General features: G+C 42.0%; 14 protein-coding genes, 1 tRNA gene and 1 other RNA gene. All 16 read left to right on the forward strand.

What is annotated here, in order from left to right; translation table 11 throughout:
* Window positions 1-52 precede the first annotated feature (52 nt).
* Window positions 53-571 (forward strand): pantetheine-phosphate adenylyltransferase, encoded by a 519-nt coding sequence (coaD, locus tag JMX96_RS07945; protein WP_102078894.1) that lies wholly within the window; start codon window positions 53-55, stop codon window positions 569-571.
* 95 nt (window positions 572-666) lie between these two features.
* Window positions 667-915: a YfhL family 4Fe-4S dicluster ferredoxin gene (locus JMX96_RS07950; protein WP_201568453.1), complete on the forward strand. Its 249-nt coding sequence runs from the start codon at window positions 667-669 to the stop codon at window positions 913-915.
* Between the two features lie 55 nt (window positions 916-970).
* Window positions 971-2311 carry an adenosylmethionine--8-amino-7-oxononanoate transaminase gene (bioA, locus tag JMX96_RS07955; protein ID WP_227676978.1) on the forward strand — a complete coding sequence of 447 codons (1341 nt, stop codon included), beginning with the start codon at window positions 971-973 and terminating at the stop codon, window positions 2309-2311.
* A complete protein-coding gene (bioD, locus tag JMX96_RS07960) occupies window positions 2308-3024 on the forward strand; it encodes a dethiobiotin synthase (protein ID WP_201568455.1) in 717 nt (238 codons plus the stop codon). The genes bioA and bioD overlap by 4 nt, the downstream gene beginning before the upstream one ends.
* 74 nt (window positions 3025-3098) lie before the next feature.
* Window positions 3099-3465: RNase P RNA component class A (rnpB, locus tag JMX96_RS07965), an RNA gene on the forward strand.
* 121 nt (window positions 3466-3586) lie between these two features.
* Window positions 3587-3663: transfer RNA gene (locus JMX96_RS07970), tRNA-Met, on the forward strand.
* Between the two features lie 226 nt (window positions 3664-3889).
* Window positions 3890-4702 carry an ABC transporter permease gene (locus JMX96_RS07975; protein ID WP_201568457.1) on the forward strand — a complete coding sequence of 271 codons (813 nt, stop codon included), beginning with the start codon at window positions 3890-3892 and terminating at the stop codon, window positions 4700-4702.
* A gap of 46 nt (window positions 4703-4748) precedes the next feature.
* The gene (locus JMX96_RS07980; protein ID WP_201568459.1) at window positions 4749-5420 is read left to right on the forward strand and encodes an ABC transporter ATP-binding protein; all 672 of its coding nucleotides are present in this window, start codon (window positions 4749-4751) and stop codon (window positions 5418-5420) included.
* Entirely contained in the window at window positions 5389-6504 is a 1116-nt protein-coding gene (locus tag JMX96_RS07985) for a capsule biosynthesis protein (protein WP_201568461.1), read from the forward strand. Before JMX96_RS07980 ends, JMX96_RS07985 begins: the two co-directional genes overlap by 32 nt.
* A 55-nt stretch (window positions 6505-6559) precedes the next feature.
* Window positions 6560-8332, forward strand: coding sequence for a polysaccharide biosynthesis/export family protein (locus tag JMX96_RS07990; protein WP_201568463.1), 1773 nt, complete (start codon window positions 6560-6562; stop codon window positions 8330-8332).
* Between the two features lie 75 nt (window positions 8333-8407).
* Complete coding sequence (locus JMX96_RS07995) at window positions 8408-10888, forward strand: capsular polysaccharide biosynthesis protein (protein WP_201568465.1); 2481 nt, start codon at window positions 8408-8410, stop codon at window positions 10886-10888.
* A 139-nt stretch (window positions 10889-11027) separates the two neighbouring features.
* A complete protein-coding gene (locus JMX96_RS08000) occupies window positions 11028-12269 on the forward strand; it encodes a capsule biosynthesis protein (RefSeq protein WP_201568467.1) in 1242 nt (413 codons plus the stop codon).
* A gap of 363 nt (window positions 12270-12632) precedes the next feature.
* Window positions 12633-14432, forward strand: a complete 1800-nt coding sequence (gene lepA, locus JMX96_RS08005; protein ID WP_201568469.1) for a translation elongation factor 4 — start codon at window positions 12633-12635, stop codon at window positions 14430-14432.
* A gap of 102 nt (window positions 14433-14534) precedes the next feature.
* Entirely contained in the window at window positions 14535-15437 is a 903-nt protein-coding gene (lepB, locus tag JMX96_RS08010; RefSeq protein ID WP_201568471.1) for a signal peptidase I, read from the forward strand.
* A gap of 131 nt (window positions 15438-15568) precedes the next feature.
* Window positions 15569-15961 carry a DUF4845 domain-containing protein gene (locus JMX96_RS08015; RefSeq protein WP_227676980.1) on the forward strand — a complete coding sequence of 131 codons (393 nt, stop codon included), beginning with the start codon at window positions 15569-15571 and terminating at the stop codon, window positions 15959-15961.
* Window positions 15962-16063: 102 nt separating this feature from the next.
* Window positions 16064-16861, forward strand: coding sequence for a ribonuclease III (gene rnc, locus JMX96_RS08020; RefSeq protein WP_201568473.1), 798 nt, complete (start codon window positions 16064-16066; stop codon window positions 16859-16861).
* The last annotated feature ends 30 nt before the right edge of the window (window positions 16862-16891 follow it).

Consider the following 16891-nt stretch of genomic DNA (forward strand, 5'->3'; position numbering starts at 1 on the left):
AGCAAAATTTGCTAGCATATGGCCTAATATCACCGATTATATCAGTCATGCTATGAGCCACTCTATTTCTCCCAATTCCTCAAAGCTACATACTAAAATTCTATACCCTGGTACCTTTGATCCTATTACCAACGGTCATGTAGATTTGGTCACACGCGCCGTCAAGCTATTTGATGAGGTCGTTATCGCGGTTGCCTCAGGCCATCATAAAAAACCCTTGTTCAATTTTGAAGAGCGCGTTGCTTTGGTCGAAACCGTGTTTGCAGATTTACCGCAAGTTTCTGTAATTGGTTTTGAAGGGCTGCTTGTTGATTTTATGCGTGAAAAAAACGCCACTGCAGTTTTGCGTGGTTTGCGTGCAATGTCAGATTTTGAGTACGAGTTTCAGCTAGCTAATATGAATCGTGAGCTTGATGAAAACTTTGAGGCAGTGTTTTTGACCCCATCTCAAAATTACTCCTTTATCTCATCTACCATGATTCGCGAAATTGCTAAGCTTGGTGGTGACGTCAATAAATTCGTTCCACCTTGTGTTTTGCAAGCATTCGATAAAAAGTTAAATATCAAATAAAAGACGCTGTATCAAAGATATGCTGCTAGCACTTGCTAAAATAGCAAAGAGCAGCCATATATGACTGATATAAGTAAAAATATAAGGAACAGTTCATGGCACTATTAATCACTGATGAGTGCATCAACTGTGATGTGTGCGAGCCTGCTTGCCCCAATGAAGCCATCTCAGAAGGGGATGATATCTATGTCATCGACCCTGATCTATGTACAGAATGTGTTGGACATTTTGACGAGCCGCAATGCGTTGTGATTTGTCCAGTTGACTGTATTCCCCACGATCCCAATCATATCGAGACTGAAAGCGACCTGCTGTCTAAATACAAACGTATTACGGGCCAATAGAGTATTTATAAGCGATTGATGACGTCTGGATTTACAACGTTTTAGGGGCAACACGATGACTATGGAAAAAGTAACCACGCAAACAACAACCACGCAATCCATCCAAGTCGTAAATGACTTCGATCAGCAACATCTTTGGCACCCATATGCCAGCCTGCCACCCACTTATTCTAATATCGTAATCGATCGCGCTGAAGGTATTTATATCATCACCGAAGATGGCACGCGCCTGATCGATGGTATGTCGTCATGGTGGGCGAGCGTTCATGGTTACAACCATCCAAAACTGAATGACGCACTGACTAATCAGTTGGGTAAAATGGCGCATGTCATGTTTGGTGGGTTAACCCATCAGCCAGCGATAGATTTGGGCAAAAAGCTACTAGATATTGTACCTGCTGGACTTGATGCAATTTTTTATGCCGACAGCGGCAGTATTGCGGTAGAAGTGGCGCTAAAAATGGCGCTGCAATATCAAGTGGCTGCCAAGCGCTCATCCAAGCAACAGTTTGCCTCAACCCATTCAGGGTATTATGGAGACACGTGGCATGCCATGAGTGTCTGTGATCCTGTTAATGGTATGCATAGCCTATATGGTAAACAGTTACCGATGCAGCATTTTGTTCCTGCGCCGCCACTTGGCTTTGATCGCGCATTGACAGTAGATGAGCGTAAATCATTAGCGCAGTTTTTTGTCGAGTATGGTGAGCAGCTGGCGGGTTTTATCATTGAGCCAATTATTCAGGGCGCAGGCGGGATGCGTTTTTATAGTCCTGAATATCTGCAATTGCTGCGTCAACTGTGCGATGAGCATAATGTACTATTGATTGCGGATGAAATCGCCACTGGGTTTGGGCGTAGTGGTAAATTGTTTGCGTGTGAACATGCAGCTATTAGCCCTGATATCATGACCATTGGCAAGGCGCTGACGGGTGGCTATATGACTTTTGCTGCAACGCTATGTACCCGAAAAGTTGCCGATACCATTCATAATAGTGACTATCCAGCCCTTATGCATGGCCCAACTTTTATGGGCAACCCACTGGCTTGTGCGGTTGCGTGTGCATCGATTGATTTGATTATGACTTATGATACTGAAGCGCGTACCGCAAATATGCAACGCATTATGGAGCAACAACTAGCGCCAGCCGCGTTATTAGAAGGTGTTGCCGAGGTGCGTTGTTTGGGTGCAGTCGCCGTTATTGAATTGCATGAAGCGGTCGATATGCCTACATTTCAGTCTTTATTGATTGATAATGGTATCTGGGTCAGACCATTTGGTAAGTTGGTGTATATCATGCCACCCTACGTGATTACTGATGATGAGCTGACTACCTTATGCCAATCACTGCTAAAAGTAGTATGTACGTATCTAGAAAACCGAGGTCAACCATGAGTGTTTTATTTGTTTCTGGTATCGATACCGATATTGGTAAAACCTATGCTACTGGACTGCTTGCCAAAGCGCTTATGCAACAAGGTGTGAGCGTCATCACTCAAAAACTAGTACAGACGGGCGTATCGATAAATTCAGATAATGGTGAGATGAATATCGCTGATGATATTATTACACATCGTCAATTAATGGACTTACCTTTGCAACCGTGTGACCTCGATTTTACGACTTGTGCTCATCGTTATAAGAAGCCAGCGTCCCCTCATTTGGCTACTAAGCTATCAGGAGAGACACTTGATCCTGATATGATTACTAACGCCACCAAGCGCTTACAGTTACATTACGATGCGGTACTACTAGAAGGTGCAGGTGGTTTACTTGTGCCGATTACAGAAAATCTACTGATATTAGATTATATTGCCGAGCAAGGCTATCCAGTTATTTTGGTCACCTCTGGTCGATTGGGCAGTATCAATCATACGTTGCTGAGTTTAGAAGCTATAAAGTCGCGCGGATTGATGGTACATAGCGTAATTTATAATCATATTCATGATGATGCTGAGCAAACGGATACTGAGATCGCAAATAGCACTATTGAGTTTCTACGAAAATATTTGGACAATCATTATCCCGAAGCGCATTGGCTGCAAATACCATATCTAAAAGATAACTTGGTCGGTAATATTGAGACACTGCCAGAAAATTTTGTTTAGCCTATTTATGTTGTCTTTAAAAATAAATTCAAAAGACATGCGCAGGCAGTCATAAGTTTGCTATACTAGCGCGCTTGGTAGACTAGGCGATCGCCGCTGCACACTGGCAACAGATGAGCAGGGGAGGAAAGTCCGGGCTACATAGGGCAGCGTGCCAGCTAACGGCTGGGCAGGGTAACTTGACGACCAGTGCAGCAGAGAGTAGACCGCCTTTAGTATCTTAGGATATTATCGGTAAGGGTGAAAGGGTGCGGTAAGAGCGCACCGCGTGGATGGCAACATTTCACGGCATGGTAAACTCCACGCGTAGCAAGACCAAATAGGCATCGGCATGGCGCGGCCCGCGTTCGATGCGGGTAGGTTGCTTGAGCGTATTAGCGATGATACGCCTAGAGGAATGATCGTCCACGACAGAACCCGGCTTATCGGTTTACCAAACCTTTTTTACTGTTTATTGTAGTAATAGTTGTAATTAATCTGAATTAAATTCGTTTTTTTGCAAAAAATGCTTATTAGGGGTTGACGACAGTCAATAGCTTGGGCATAATGTGCAGCCTAAAACGGCGATGTAGCTCAGCTGGTTAGAGCGCATGACTCATAATCGTGAGGTCAAGAGTTCAAGTCTCTTCATCGCCACCATCTATAGCAGTACGAAAAAAACCAATCTATCGAGATTGGTTTTTTTTTGCCCAAAATAAATGGTTTTTTAAACTAGAAGCTGTTGATACATAGCATTTTAGGTGTGATTTACTTACAGATTTCTTACTAAATCATAGGTTTATCTGTCTATATACAGATTAATTCTTGTAACTTATGTCGCGCTTACTTATCATAGGGGCTGTTTTCGGTAAAGTCCTGTAACGCCATGTCTGTTCAACTCCCCCCTTATCGTCCTATCAAGCATCGCAGTGGCCTTAAAGTCATGGGTGCAGCATTTCATGCTTTGCTGATGCGTGAATTACAGACTCGCTTCGGTGGATATCGTTTAGGTTATCTTTGGGCACCACTTGAAGTTATATTCCAAATAGCTATTATTTTGATACTTGTCGGTAATTTCCGTGAAAGAATAGTGCCAGGAATGGATATAATGTTGTTTCTGGTGGTTGGAATGGTCCCTTTTCGCATGTTTCAAAGAATCGCAACAAGAGCATTGGGAGCTGCTCAGGCAAACAAAGGGTTGTTAATGTATCGTTCGATTCGGCATATCGATGTCATTATTGCGCGGTCATTTCTAGAATTGATGATCTATTTTGTTACGTCAGTATTATTATTATTTGTGCTTTTTTTCTTCAATATATACGCTAACTTAGAGAATATTCATATTGTATTATTTTGTTGGGTAACTCTTTTTATATTTAGTTTTGGTGTTGCTTTAATCATGATGGTCATTGGTTATTATGGTGGCGAAGTTAGTAAAATAATTACTATATTTTTTACGATACTGTACTTTACTTCTGGTATTGTGTATCCGATTCATATTATCCCTGAACCTTATTTTAGCTATTTGTTGTACAATCCTTTCATTCATAACATCGAACTAATCAGGCATGCTTTTGCCCCAAATTATCCTGCCTACCACATTGATATAATATATTTCCTGAAATGGATGTTTGCAGTCAATTTCTTAGGGTTGCTACTTTACAAGTTTGCTGAGCGAGATATGATCCGTTCAAAATAATAGAATAGTTATCATTTAAGCAATGCTAACACTAATAGGTAATGTGATGATTGAAGTTAGAAATGTCTCTAAGTCATTTATGACAAAGAAAGGGCGTCACTATTTGTTTAAAGACCTTAATCTTACAATTGGTGATAGACAGAGTGTCGGCTTATTGGGACGTAATGGCGCTGGTAAATCAACATTACTACGCATTATCTGTGGACTTGATGAACCGGATCATGGAGATATTATCACTGACTCGACTATTTCTTGGCCAGTTGGGGTGGCAGGTGGTTTTCAAGGCAGTCTAACAGGCCGCCAAAACGTCCGTTTTGTTTGCCGCTTATATTCAAGCGGCCCTTATATTGATGAAAAAATTCGTTTTGTCGAAGAGTTTGCTGACATTGGTAACTACTTTGATATGCCAGTTAAAAGCTATTCATCAGGCATGAGAGCCCGCTTAACGTTCGGTTTAAGCTTGGCCTTTGATTTTGATTACTATATGCTCGATGAAGCAGGTGCTGTTGGTGATGCAGCATTCCGTAAGCGTAGTGAAGAGATTTTAGCGGCCCGCCGCGCACAAGCAGGATTTTTAATAGTGTCGCACAATATTGGTGATATCAAACGAAACTGCGATATTGGTATTGTACTAATGGATCAAACAGCACACGTGTTTGACGATACAACAGAAGCGATTGAGGTTTATGAAAAGCATATCCACAAAGCAAAAAAGTAAGATAATTAACTTCTCGCTGTTTATTGGCTTGGTCATCCTTCCTTGGTTGCTCGTTATATACTATGTAATGACACTGGCGCATCCGCGTTTCGTTTCGACTGCTGACGTGGTAGTGAAGCAAGTCAGTGATTCGAGCGTACCAGCTGGTGGCGGACTATCAGCTCTATTGGGCGTGAATAGTACCAGTAAAGAAGACGCGACTTATTTGACAGAGTATATTTTGTCGAATGATATGGTGAAGCGACTCGATAATAAGTTTAAGTTCCGAGAAGCTTATTATGTTGATGGTTCAGACCCTATTTATGAAATCGATCCTGATGCGACGCAAGAAGATCTACTTGAGTACTTCAAAAAACGGGTTCACATTGATCTTGACGAGCAGAGCTATGTGCTTTCGGTATCAACAGAAGGCTTTGACTCAAAGTATGCTTTTGAGCTGAACAAAGCTATCTTAGGTGAGTCTGAGCGTTTTGTGAACCGCATTTCACAGGAAGTGGCTCGTGATCAATTGGCGTTTGCAGAAACTCAGTTAGACGAGTCAGAAGAGCGTTTAAACGATGCCAAAGAGCAGCTATTAAATTATCAGAATGAAAACGAAATCTATGACCCACAAGCCAATGCACAAATCGTCAATCAGTTAATTGGCAGCTTGCAAGCGCAATTAAGCTCATTGCGTACTGAAGAGCGTCAGCTACTCAGTTATCTAAATCCAGATGCACCGCAAGTGGTTTCATTAAGAAGTCAGATAAAGGCTGTTGAAGAGCAAATTACTCAAGAACAAACCAAATTGACATCACCAAATACAACCAAATTAAACCGTCAAGCAGTACAGTTTGAGACCATTAAGGCAGATGTGGATTTTGCTACCGAGTTGTATAAGTTGTCGTTGTCATCGCTTGAGAAATCAAGACTAGAAGCGTTCAAGAAAATGAAAAACTTGATTGTGATCTCAACGCCCTATGAAGCTGAAGATGCAACATATCCGCGCCAAGCGTATCTTATTTGGACATCGCTTGCATTGCTCTTAATGCTGTACGGATTTGTGCGTTTGGTGATGGCAGTTGTCCGTGATCACCGCAGCTAATCTTGAAAAACCAGATATCAGTAATGATCGATAGATCAGGAAAGGAATATAACTCATGAATATGAAACCACGTTCTATCGTGATAGCGACAAGCTTGGCAATGGCGGCGACTAGTATGTCTGCAACAGCTGCAAGCAGTTATGCAGATCAAATATCAGGTTCGGGCTTTGGCACAAGCAGTAATAACATGAGTCAATCTCAGAACCAGAGCAATATTAACGTGTCTACCCAAGCATTTGCTGGGGCAGTGCCAGGGCAAGCAACGACTCAAGAAGCGGTTAACGCAGCAAGCTTACCAAGCCAGTCGGTCATCAATACTACGCGTCCTTATCAAGATATTAAAACTCAAGATATGATGTTCGGTGAGCAATTATTCCGTGGAGCATTTTCGACGACTTCAGGTTCAACCTTTAATGACAGTTATGTGATTAACCCTGGCGATAACGTTCAAGTAAGAATGTGGGGCGCTTACCAATATGCTGCTACCATGACTGTCGATCCACAAGGTAATATTTTCTTACCGAACGTTGGACCAGTTCGCGTCTCTGGTGTACAAAATGGTAGCTTACAAAACGTGGTCAAAAGTGCCGTCAGTCGTATTTACCGCTCGAATGTAGGCGTTTATGCTTCATTAGAGCAGGCGCAGCCAGTCAAAGTATTCGTCACAGGTTTTGTTAAGCAGCCAGGCTATTACGGTGGTCTAGCAGCAGACTCGGTATTGTCTTATTTAGATAGAGCAGGCGGCGTTGACCCAACGCGCGGTAGTTATATTGACATTCAAATCAAACGTAACGGTCAAATGCTACAGCAAGTCAATTTATATGACTTTTTGCTAGCAGGTAAATTACAGGCTTTTTCATTTCGAGATGGTGATGTCATCACCGTGGCACCGCAGAAAAAGACATTTGTGGTAAGCGGTCAAGTTCAAAACGAATATACTTTTGAGTTTGATGTGAATGATCTGACTATTGGTGATGTGTTGCAAGTGTCTAATCCGGCAGCAAATGCCACTAATGTCAGTATCACTCGCAGTGCAGGACGTGCACAAACCGCAGAGTACTACTCATTAAGTGAAGCCCAAAACGTTCCTGTCTATAACGGCGACCAAATGGTAGTAACGTCAGATCGTTACGCAGGTACCATCGCGGTGCAGGTAAAAGGTGCACATACTGGTAATGGCGCGATGGTTGTGCCATATGGCGCGCGTCTAAAAGATATCGTGCCACAATTACAGCCAAGTCCCCTGGCAAAATTAACGCATCTAACCATCTATCGTGAATCTGTTGCTGAGCAACAAAAACGCATGATTAACGAATCGCTCGATCGTCTAGAAGAACTAACGCTTGCCACTCAATCGACGACTCGTGAAGAAGCCGCATTGCGTCAAGACGATGCAGCATTGGTTAAGCAGTTCGTCGCTAAAGCTCGCAATGTTCAGACGGACGGTCAAATCGTCGTTGTGCCAAATTCATGGCAAGATATTATTCTGCAACAGGGCGACATCATTGAGATACCAGCACAAACATCAGTCATTACAGTCAATGGTCAAGTACGAGCACAAGGGGCACTTACCTTTAATCCTGACTACACCGTTGGCGATTATGTGGCTAATTCTGGTGGTTTCTCTGATAACGCTGATACAAAAGATATCTTAATTATTCATCAAAATGGAGCGAGCCAAGTGGTCAATACTGCGTATCGTATCCAGCAGGGTGACGAGATTATGGTATTACCAAAAGTCAAAACTAAGCGTGTGGAGATTGCTCGCGGTCTATCACAGATTGTTTATCAGTTAGCAATTGCTGCCAAGGTAGTTCTAGATCTATAACGGTTAGCCATTCATGACTTAACGATGACTGTTAAATAGATTTAACTAAAATTAACGAGTAAAGGTATTAAAGATATGGCAAAAAAAGTAGCGAATGAAGTCAAGGTATCTGATGTGTCTACCTCTGATCATGCGCTACTTTCGCCATCGTCACAGTATCAATCACCAAAGCAGTTGGCAGTAGTTGGTAAAGGTATGTGCCGCAACAATTTGCTACTCTCGCAAGTGTTGCAAGCTGATATTCAGCGCTGGTATCCGTGGTCAGGCTTGCAACAAAGCCTGATAAATCGCAAGAAAAAACCACAACCTGAGGCATTTATTGGATGGGGGCACAAGAAAAGCTTTCAACGAGCTGATAAAGCTGCCACTCGTCAGGACGTGAATACCTTAAGTATTGAAGATGGATTTTTGCGTTCGTTGGATTCAGGTATTAGTAGTCGCCATGGTTTGAGCGTGGTTGTCGATGACGTTGGCATCTACTTTGATATGACGCATCACTCGCGCCTCGAGCAGTTGATTGTTGAGCGCACCAAGAGTACTAGCAGTAATTGCGCAGCAGGCGAGGCACGTGCTCGTCATCTGATGGCACATATATGCGAAGAAAAACTGAGTAAATATAATTCCATAATCGATTGTCCGTCGTTGGATAAATTGATTAATGAAGAAAATATTAACGAAAAGGAAAATGCTTCACAATCACATATCCTGTTGATTGACCAAGTAGCGGGTGATGCCTCTGTTAAAGGCGCTGGTGCGAATAAACGTCAATTTAAGAAGATGCTAAAATCTGCATGTCGCAACCATCCTAACGCCCATATTTGGATAAAGGCTCATCCTGCATCAAAATCAGGCTACTTATCCAACTTAAAACTGCCTAAAAACGTTAGGCTATTGACTGAGTTTCTCAATCCTATTGAACTGCTTAAGCAAGTAAGTGAGGTTTATACCGTCAGCTCACATATGGGCTTTGAAGCATTAATGTTAGGTAAAAGAGTACATTGCTTCGGGGTCAGCTGGTACTGTGGCTGGGGGCTGACCGATGATACTAACGCACCTAGAAATCTACTTAAATCAGTTCAAAAACGTCGCTTAGCATTAGCTGAGACACTCCTCAATAATAGAGATTCGTCAAACTTAGCAGTGTTTCTTTTAACTTCACATAAAACGCTTAAAACGACGTTAGAAACATTATTTTATAGTGCTTATATTGATTACAGTCGTTATGTAGATCCAGCAACGAAACAAGCTTGTGATATCGATACAGCCATTGAGTGGTTGGTGACCAATCGGCGGTGGCAAGCACGTCTTGAAGGCGATTTGACAATATATGAATTTAGTCGTTGGAAGCTGCCATTTGTCAAAGCCTTTACAGACCTACCGCGTACGACATTATTCGTTAAACCAAAACCGCGTCTAAAAAATCTTCTACATCCAGACCATTTCCGTGTCAATTTCAGCCAGCCTTTATTGGTATGGGGTTTGGCCAAACGTCAGCAAGTACAGAAGAAGCTACAGAGTAAACTTGCTGAAAAAAGCTCGGATATAGCTATTTATTGTATGGAAGATGGGTTTATCCGATCAAATGGTTTAGGTGCTACTTTATTGGCGCCACTGTCTGTTGTGATAGACAAACAAGGTATCTATTACGATGCGACTCAGCCTTCAGATTTAGAAACATTGCTGCAAAATTTTCAGCCATTAAGTTCTGAACAGCGTCTTCGCGTAGAAAGACTGCAAGATAAACTGCTGAATCAGCGGGTAAGTAAATACAATGTTGGGGCTGGTATAGATGTTTCTAGTATCCAAAATAATTCGTGGATGCAGGATGCTAAAATATCTGGGAGACGACGCGTTCTTATTATTGGTCAGGTAGAGGACGATTTGTCAGTACAGTACTGCGGCTCTACAATAAAGACAAACAGTGGTCTGATTGAACGTGTACGACAAGATAACCCAGACGCTTATTTGATTTATAAGCCGCATCCTGATGTTGAAGCAGGACTGCGAGCAGGCAAAGTATCAGAAGCTCATCTACGACAAGTTCAAGCGGTTGCCTACGATACTGCAATGCCTGATTGCTTAGAATGGGTGGATGAGGTTCATACGATCAGCTCATTGACTGGTTTTGAAGCGTTGCTGCGAGGGTTAGACGTTACCTGTTATGGATTGCCGTTTTATGCAGGTTGGGGATTGACCACAGATATTGATGAGCAGTCGTTACCGAAAGCTACCTATCTAAAAAGGCGTCAACGAGATATACCTTTGACTCTTGAGCAGCTAATATATGGCGCGCTTATATGTTACCCGTTGTATCGTCTACCTGACGGCTATGGGCTGGCACAAGTCGAGCAGGTGATCGATTATTTGTATCCTCTCAAAGACTCGCATCTGCTTGCGAGTAATGAAGAATCGCAATCTAAAATGGCTAATACCTTAAATAGTTCAGCTAATAATGTGACCTCGTCTTTATCTACAAAGTTTAAACGTCACGCGACCACACGTTTTATGCAGCAGCGTCACCAGTGGCAACAGAAATTGCGTAAAACGTCTCGTTGATTTACCAGAGTAGCACCGTATAATTGCATTGCGACAAATAGATGCTTTTTCGGTATAATCACTTTTACGCTATGTGTTTTCACACGGTTGCACGACCTTTCTTATCTCTTATTTTCTCATTTAATGGTAGCCCTGTATTATGGCAGCTTCGATGTCTCACTTGCTTACTCATCGACACGTCTTGCTACTACAAGGGAAAATGGGTGGGTTTTTTAATCGATTTTCGTCATTCTTGCAAACTCAAGACATTAAAGTAAGCAAAATCAATTTTAATGCAGGCGATGCCTTTTTTTATCATCACGACAATACTTACGAATATACCAATACGTTAGCGCAATTTTCCTCTTGGTTGCAGGTGTTTATTCAAGAGCATGGTATTGATGCAATTGTATGCTTTGGTGATTGTCGACCGCATCATACTCAAGCAGCATGTGTTAGTGAGAAGCTGGGTATTTCATTCTTTGTCTTTGAAGAGGGGTACTTGCGTCCTGATTACATTACCTTGCAAGAGCATGGGATTAATGGCTATTCACGTCTAAACACTGCTGAGATCAAAGCACTTAAGAAAGCCAATGATCAGCCTTTATATACACATAATCGATTTTATCGCCTCAGTATCGCAGCCATCGTCTATTACATTATTGCTTGGCTTTATAAAAGCCGTTATACACATTATTCGCATTATCGTGGCATGACTGCTTGGCAAGAGGCTATCGCTTGGTTAAAAGCACCGTGGCGGAAGCTTCGAGGGTATTTACCAGACAAACACCTGCAAAATAAACTGACCAAGCAAGAAAGTAACAATTACTTTTTGATTAGCTTGCAAGTACATAATGACTCACAGATTACCCATCATAGTGATTATCGTGATGTGGTACAGTTCATTGACGAGTCTATCGCAAGCTTTGCAAATTTTGCTAAGCAAAAACAGTTACTCGTGTTTAAGCATCATCCATTGGATCGTGGTCATAGAGACTATCGGGAGCTGGTAGCTAGCCTAGCTGAGCGCTATCAAGTGTCTCATCGTGTTTTCTATGGTTGTGATATGCACCTGCCAACTTTGATGAAATATAGTATTGGCATGGTGACTATTAACAGTACGACAGGCTTGCAGTCGGTTTATCATAAGAAACCTACTAAGGTTATGGGTCGGGCAATTTATGATATTCCTAAGCTAACAGATCAAAAGCCGCTTGATGATTTTTGGCAGCAGCCTAAAGGCCCAGATAATGAATTTTATTTGAGATTTCGTGAGTACTTGATAGAGCAAACTCAAATAAATGGTGCTTTTTATGGCAGATCGCCATGGATGTATAAGTATTTGTGCCAAACTGGCAGCGAAACGACAGACGTAGATATGTCTAAGACCAATTTACCCTAGTCATTTATTTGTTTTTCTTTCTAAGAGGTCATAGTAACTGTAATGGTATCTATATAAAGAAACGAAGTTCAACAAGTGTAACGATTGTTGCATTATCCTTTTTTAGCTTGTTATTTCATCTGTAAGTCACATCTCTTCTAACAAAATCGCCTTACTTTGCAGTGGAAAACTGCTAGAATACTCTTTTACGTCTACGCATAAGAGTTAATGTGCTTGGCTATAGGTTTTAGACGGTGGTATTAGCCAAATCGGCTTGTTATAACGGTTAACCTTCAAAGAAGTACACGCATCTTATTAATTGCATCTGACGATATTTATTTTTTAGTTTTATTATTCTATCACCCTTAATTTAGTAGGCGCTTTGTGACTGCATTAGCCAATATTCGTAACTTTTCAATCATTGCCCACATTGATCATGGTAAGTCGACGCTTGCCGATCGTTTTATTCAAATGTGCGGTGCCTTGCAAGATCGCGAGATGCAGGCGCAGGTACTCGACTCAATGGATATCGAGCGTGAGCGCGGTATCACTATCAAAGCACAATCGGTAACGCTGTTTTATGATCATCCAAATGGAGAGCGCTATCAGCTTAACTTTATTGATACCCCTGGTCACGTCGATTTTTCATATGAAGTTTCGCGCTCATTAGCGGCTTGCGAAGGTGCGCTATTGGTGGTTGATGCCGCTCAAGGCGTAGAAGCGCAGTCAGTGGCCAACTGCTATACAGCCGTTGATCAAGGCTTAGAAGTCATGGCGGTGTTAAATAAGATTGATTTGCCGCAAGTTGAGCCTGAGCGCGTCATTCAAGAAATTGAAGATATTATCGGTATCGATGCCGTTGATGCACCGCGAGTATCAGCCAAATCTGGTCTGGGTGTTGATAAGCTGCTAGAAGCATTGGTGGAGTTTATTCCGGCACCAACTGGTGATCGTGAAGCGCCACTCCAAGCACTAATTATTGACTCTTGGTTCGATAATTATTTGGGTGTGGTCTCATTGGTACGGGTGCGTGAAGGTACTATACGTAAAGGTGACAAATTATATATCAAGTCGACTCAAGAGGCACATCTGGTTGGCTCGATTGGTGTCTTTACGCCTAAGCCTGTAGATACGGGTGTTTTAGAAGCAGGGGAAGTCGGATTTGTTATTGCGGGTATTAAGGATATTGCCGGAGCGCCAGTAGGCGACACTATCACTCATGCTAATACCCCTGATGTGGATCGTATCCCAGGCTTCAAACAAGTCACGCCACAAGTCTATTCTGGTATGTTCCCAGTAGATTCAAGTGATTTTGAAAAATTCCGTGAAGCTTTGCAGAAATTGCAAATCAACGATGCTTCGCTGTTTTTTGAGCCAGATACGTCGGATGCGCTTGGCTTTGGTTTCCGCTGTGGCTTCTTGGGTATGCTGCATATGGAGATTATCCAAGAGCGTCTAGAGCGTGAATATGATCTAGATTTGATTACTACAGCGCCCTCAGTTATTTACGAAATTGAGAAAAAGAACGGTGATGTAATCTATGTAGATAACCCCTCACATCTACCTGAGCCAAACAACATTGAAGAGTTCCGTGAGCCAATTGCCCGCTGTCAAATTTTGGTACCGCAAGAGTTCTTAGGCAATGTAATGACGCTATGTATTGAGCGTCGCGGCGTTCAGGTTGATATGCGTTTTATGGGTCGACAAGTACAGCTGATATTTGATATTCCAATGGGCGAAGTTGTCATGGATTTCTTTGATCGTCTGAAGTCGGTTTCACGTGGTTTTGCATCGCTAGATTATAACTTCGAGCGCTATCAAGCTGACAAGCTAGTAAGAGTTGATGTACTAATCAATGGCGATAAAGTCGATGCCTTAGCGATGATCGTACACGAAACCCAATCACGTTATCGTGGTAATGCTCTAGTTACTAAGATGAAAGAGCTGATTCCACGTCAAATGTTTGATGTCGCCATTCAAGCAGCTATCGGTAGCCAGATCATTGGTCGTAGTACGGTAAAAGCCATGCGTAAAGACGTATTAGCAAAATGCTATGGTGGCGATGTGTCACGTAAGAAAAAGCTATTGTCTAAGCAGAAAGCAGGTAAAAAACGTATGAAGCAAGTAGGTAACGTGGAAATTCCACAAGAAGCCTTCTTAGCTGTGTTGCAAGTTGATAGCTAATCGCTAAACGTAACCTAAGATAGTCATTGTAGATAACAGTCAAATGTAGTGAGTCTTATCGTAAAGGTGTTAGATAAGCCGCTCGTTAATAGGCAATTTGGTATGGATTTTGATTTTAATTTAATTTTAGTGCCGTTAACTATAGTCCTAGGAATTGTTTGGCTGTTAGATAAGCTAGCGCTCAAACAGCGCAAAACTCGTGGTCGAGGTCAAGAAGGCTTACTAGTTCGCTGGGCTTATGACTTTTTCCCTGTGTTAGCAGTGGTATTGATAGTACGCTCATTTTTAATTGAGCCATTTAATATCCCATCATCGTCTATGGTGCCGACGCTATATACGGGTGACTTTATTGCCGTCAATAAGTATGCATATGGCGTGCGCCTGCCGTTAACCTATAATAAGGTGCTAGATACTGGTGAACCTAAGCATGGCGATGTAGCAGTGTTCCGCTATCCTGAGAACCCGAGCATTTATTATATTAAACGTGTTATCGGTTTGCCTGGCGATACCGTAAGTTATAGCCAAGGCACGCTGTCTATCAATGACGTACCTATTGAGACTAAGTCTGTAGATTTCGCGGCAAATGCTGAATTGACTTCACAGCTATACTTACCAGGCCAGGTTGGTCCAGGTCAAGTGCTGACCGAAGAGAGTGCTTCTGCAATGGGCCAGCAAGAAGAAGAGGCGGCACAATATTTTGAAGAAGTACAAGGTGACAATAAGCACCTCGTGCGCTATTTAGACGGTATGAACAGTTCACAATACGCGCCATTTTTACAACAACAATCACCAGAGGTGGTTGAGTCAGAGGGTACTGAGTGGCGCATTAACGTGCCAGAAGATCAGTATTTTGTGATGGGTGATAACCGAGATCGCAGCGCAGACGGTAGATTTTGGGGCTTCGTTCCGGATGAAAACCTAGCAGGTAAGGCAGTTTATATTTGGATGCATAAACCACCTGGTCTTAACCTACCGACCTTTGAGCGTAATGGTAGTATCAATTAAGATTATGAGATTGTCTAGAGATTGATTGGTTGATAATGGTTTTATGCTAATATCGTTGCTAAATAATCAATAGCTATTTATTATTTATACACTTATTCGAAATAGTCGTTTATCTTCAGAAGGATATCATAATGCAGCAATTATCTGGTTTGGCTATGCAGCGCGGCGCCAGTGTGACAAATGTTGTTCTCATTATTATGCTTTTGGGTATTGCGACTAAATTGACAGTAGCTATTGTACCAGCTCAAATTGGTGACTACCAACTGACCAAGGTATTAAGTGCACAGCTAAAAGAAGCCAATAGTAACAACGAGACAGCTAAGCAATTCGTTGAGCGTGTTGATAAGCAGTTATCAATTAATGCAGATTACGATACTAAAGCCGAAGAGGTATTTACTTTTACCGATAAAAAAACAGGTCAATTGGCTATTCATAAAGAATATGCAATAACTAACAACTTTTTTAGCAATGTCGACATCGTAAACCGTTTCGAAGGTGACGTCGAAATGGCAACAGCAGAGTAAGTCGCAATAGTACGACATAGCACCTTCATTATTTCATAAGATATATCAAATAATATTATTAAACTAAATCTGTCAAGCAGAAGGGATAACCACAAACCTCGCATGAAACCAACTTTGCACCATTCCCAAGCGGCTTCTACTTCCCAAAAAAATAGTACGTCTGTTGACACGCTTGTTGTTAGCTCGGAATTTATTCAGCGGTTAGCAGTATTAACGCGTAAGTTAGGCTACGAGTTCAATGACTTGAGTCTACCTAAACTTGCGTTAACGCATCGCTCATTTGATAGCAAAAAAAACTATGAGCGCCTAGAGTTTTTAGGTGATGCACTTTTAGGGATGATTGTGGGTGAAGCTTTATATCATCGTTATCCTAGTCAAAATGAAGGGCGCCTAACGCGTATGCGTGCAACACTGGTGCGCCAAGAGTCATTGGTAATTATCGCCCAAAACCTAGAGCTGTCTAACCATCTTATATTAGGAGTAGGTGAGCGCAAAGGTGGCGGTCGCAATCGTGCGTCTATACTGGCGGATGCTGTAGAATCTCTGATTGGTGCTATCTATTTAGACAGTAAAGATATGGATATTACTCGTAAATGTGTTCTCTCTTGGTATGGTGATCTGATTGATAATGTCAATGACCAAAAAGCGCTAAAGGATGCCAAGAGTCGGTTACAAGAGTGGCTACAATCTAAGCAGTTTGACTTGCCCAACTACGAACTCATGGAAACGCGTGGTAATGCACCGCATCAAATTTTCGTTGTACGTTGCCATGTCAATATCAATAACTGTCCTGATATTACTGAATCTGGTGAGAGCCGCCGTATTGCTGAACAAAAAGCAGCTGAGCTTATGATTAACCAATTACATAAATTGCCAGGATCTGCCAAAAAACGTGTATAGCCGATATCTATAAACGCATTTTTAGATGCA

It is taken from the genome of Psychrobacter sp. JCM 18900 (genome assembly GCF_904846625.1).
Taxonomy (GTDB): Bacteria; Pseudomonadota; Gammaproteobacteria; order Pseudomonadales; family Moraxellaceae; genus Psychrobacter.

Coding starts and splice junctions, on each gene's coding strand:
- coaD (WP_102078894.1), top strand. CDS start 53: ATGAGCCACTCTATTTCTCCCAATTCCTCAAAGCTACATACTAAAATT.
- JMX96_RS07950 (WP_201568453.1), top strand. CDS start 667: ATGGCACTATTAATCACTGATGAGTGCATCAACTGTGATGTGTGCGAG.
- bioA (WP_227676978.1), top strand. CDS start 971: ATGACTATGGAAAAAGTAACCACGCAAACAACAACCACGCAATCCATC.
- bioD (WP_201568455.1), top strand. CDS start 2,308: ATGAGTGTTTTATTTGTTTCTGGTATCGATACCGATATTGGTAAAACC.
- JMX96_RS07975 (WP_201568457.1), top strand. CDS start 3,890: ATGTCTGTTCAACTCCCCCCTTATCGTCCTATCAAGCATCGCAGTGGC.
- JMX96_RS07980 (WP_201568459.1), top strand. CDS start 4,749: ATGATTGAAGTTAGAAATGTCTCTAAGTCATTTATGACAAAGAAAGGG.
- JMX96_RS07985 (WP_201568461.1), top strand. CDS start 5,389: ATGAAAAGCATATCCACAAAGCAAAAAAGTAAGATAATTAACTTCTCG.
- JMX96_RS07990 (WP_201568463.1), top strand. CDS start 6,560: ATGAATATGAAACCACGTTCTATCGTGATAGCGACAAGCTTGGCAATG.
- JMX96_RS07995 (WP_201568465.1), top strand. CDS start 8,408: ATGGCAAAAAAAGTAGCGAATGAAGTCAAGGTATCTGATGTGTCTACC.
- JMX96_RS08000 (WP_201568467.1), top strand. CDS start 11,028: ATGGCAGCTTCGATGTCTCACTTGCTTACTCATCGACACGTCTTGCTA.
- lepB (WP_201568471.1), top strand. CDS start 14,535: ATGGATTTTGATTTTAATTTAATTTTAGTGCCGTTAACTATAGTCCTA.
- JMX96_RS08015 (WP_227676980.1), top strand. CDS start 15,569: ATGCAGCAATTATCTGGTTTGGCTATGCAGCGCGGCGCCAGTGTGACA.
- rnc (WP_201568473.1), top strand. CDS start 16,064: ATGAAACCAACTTTGCACCATTCCCAAGCGGCTTCTACTTCCCAAAAA.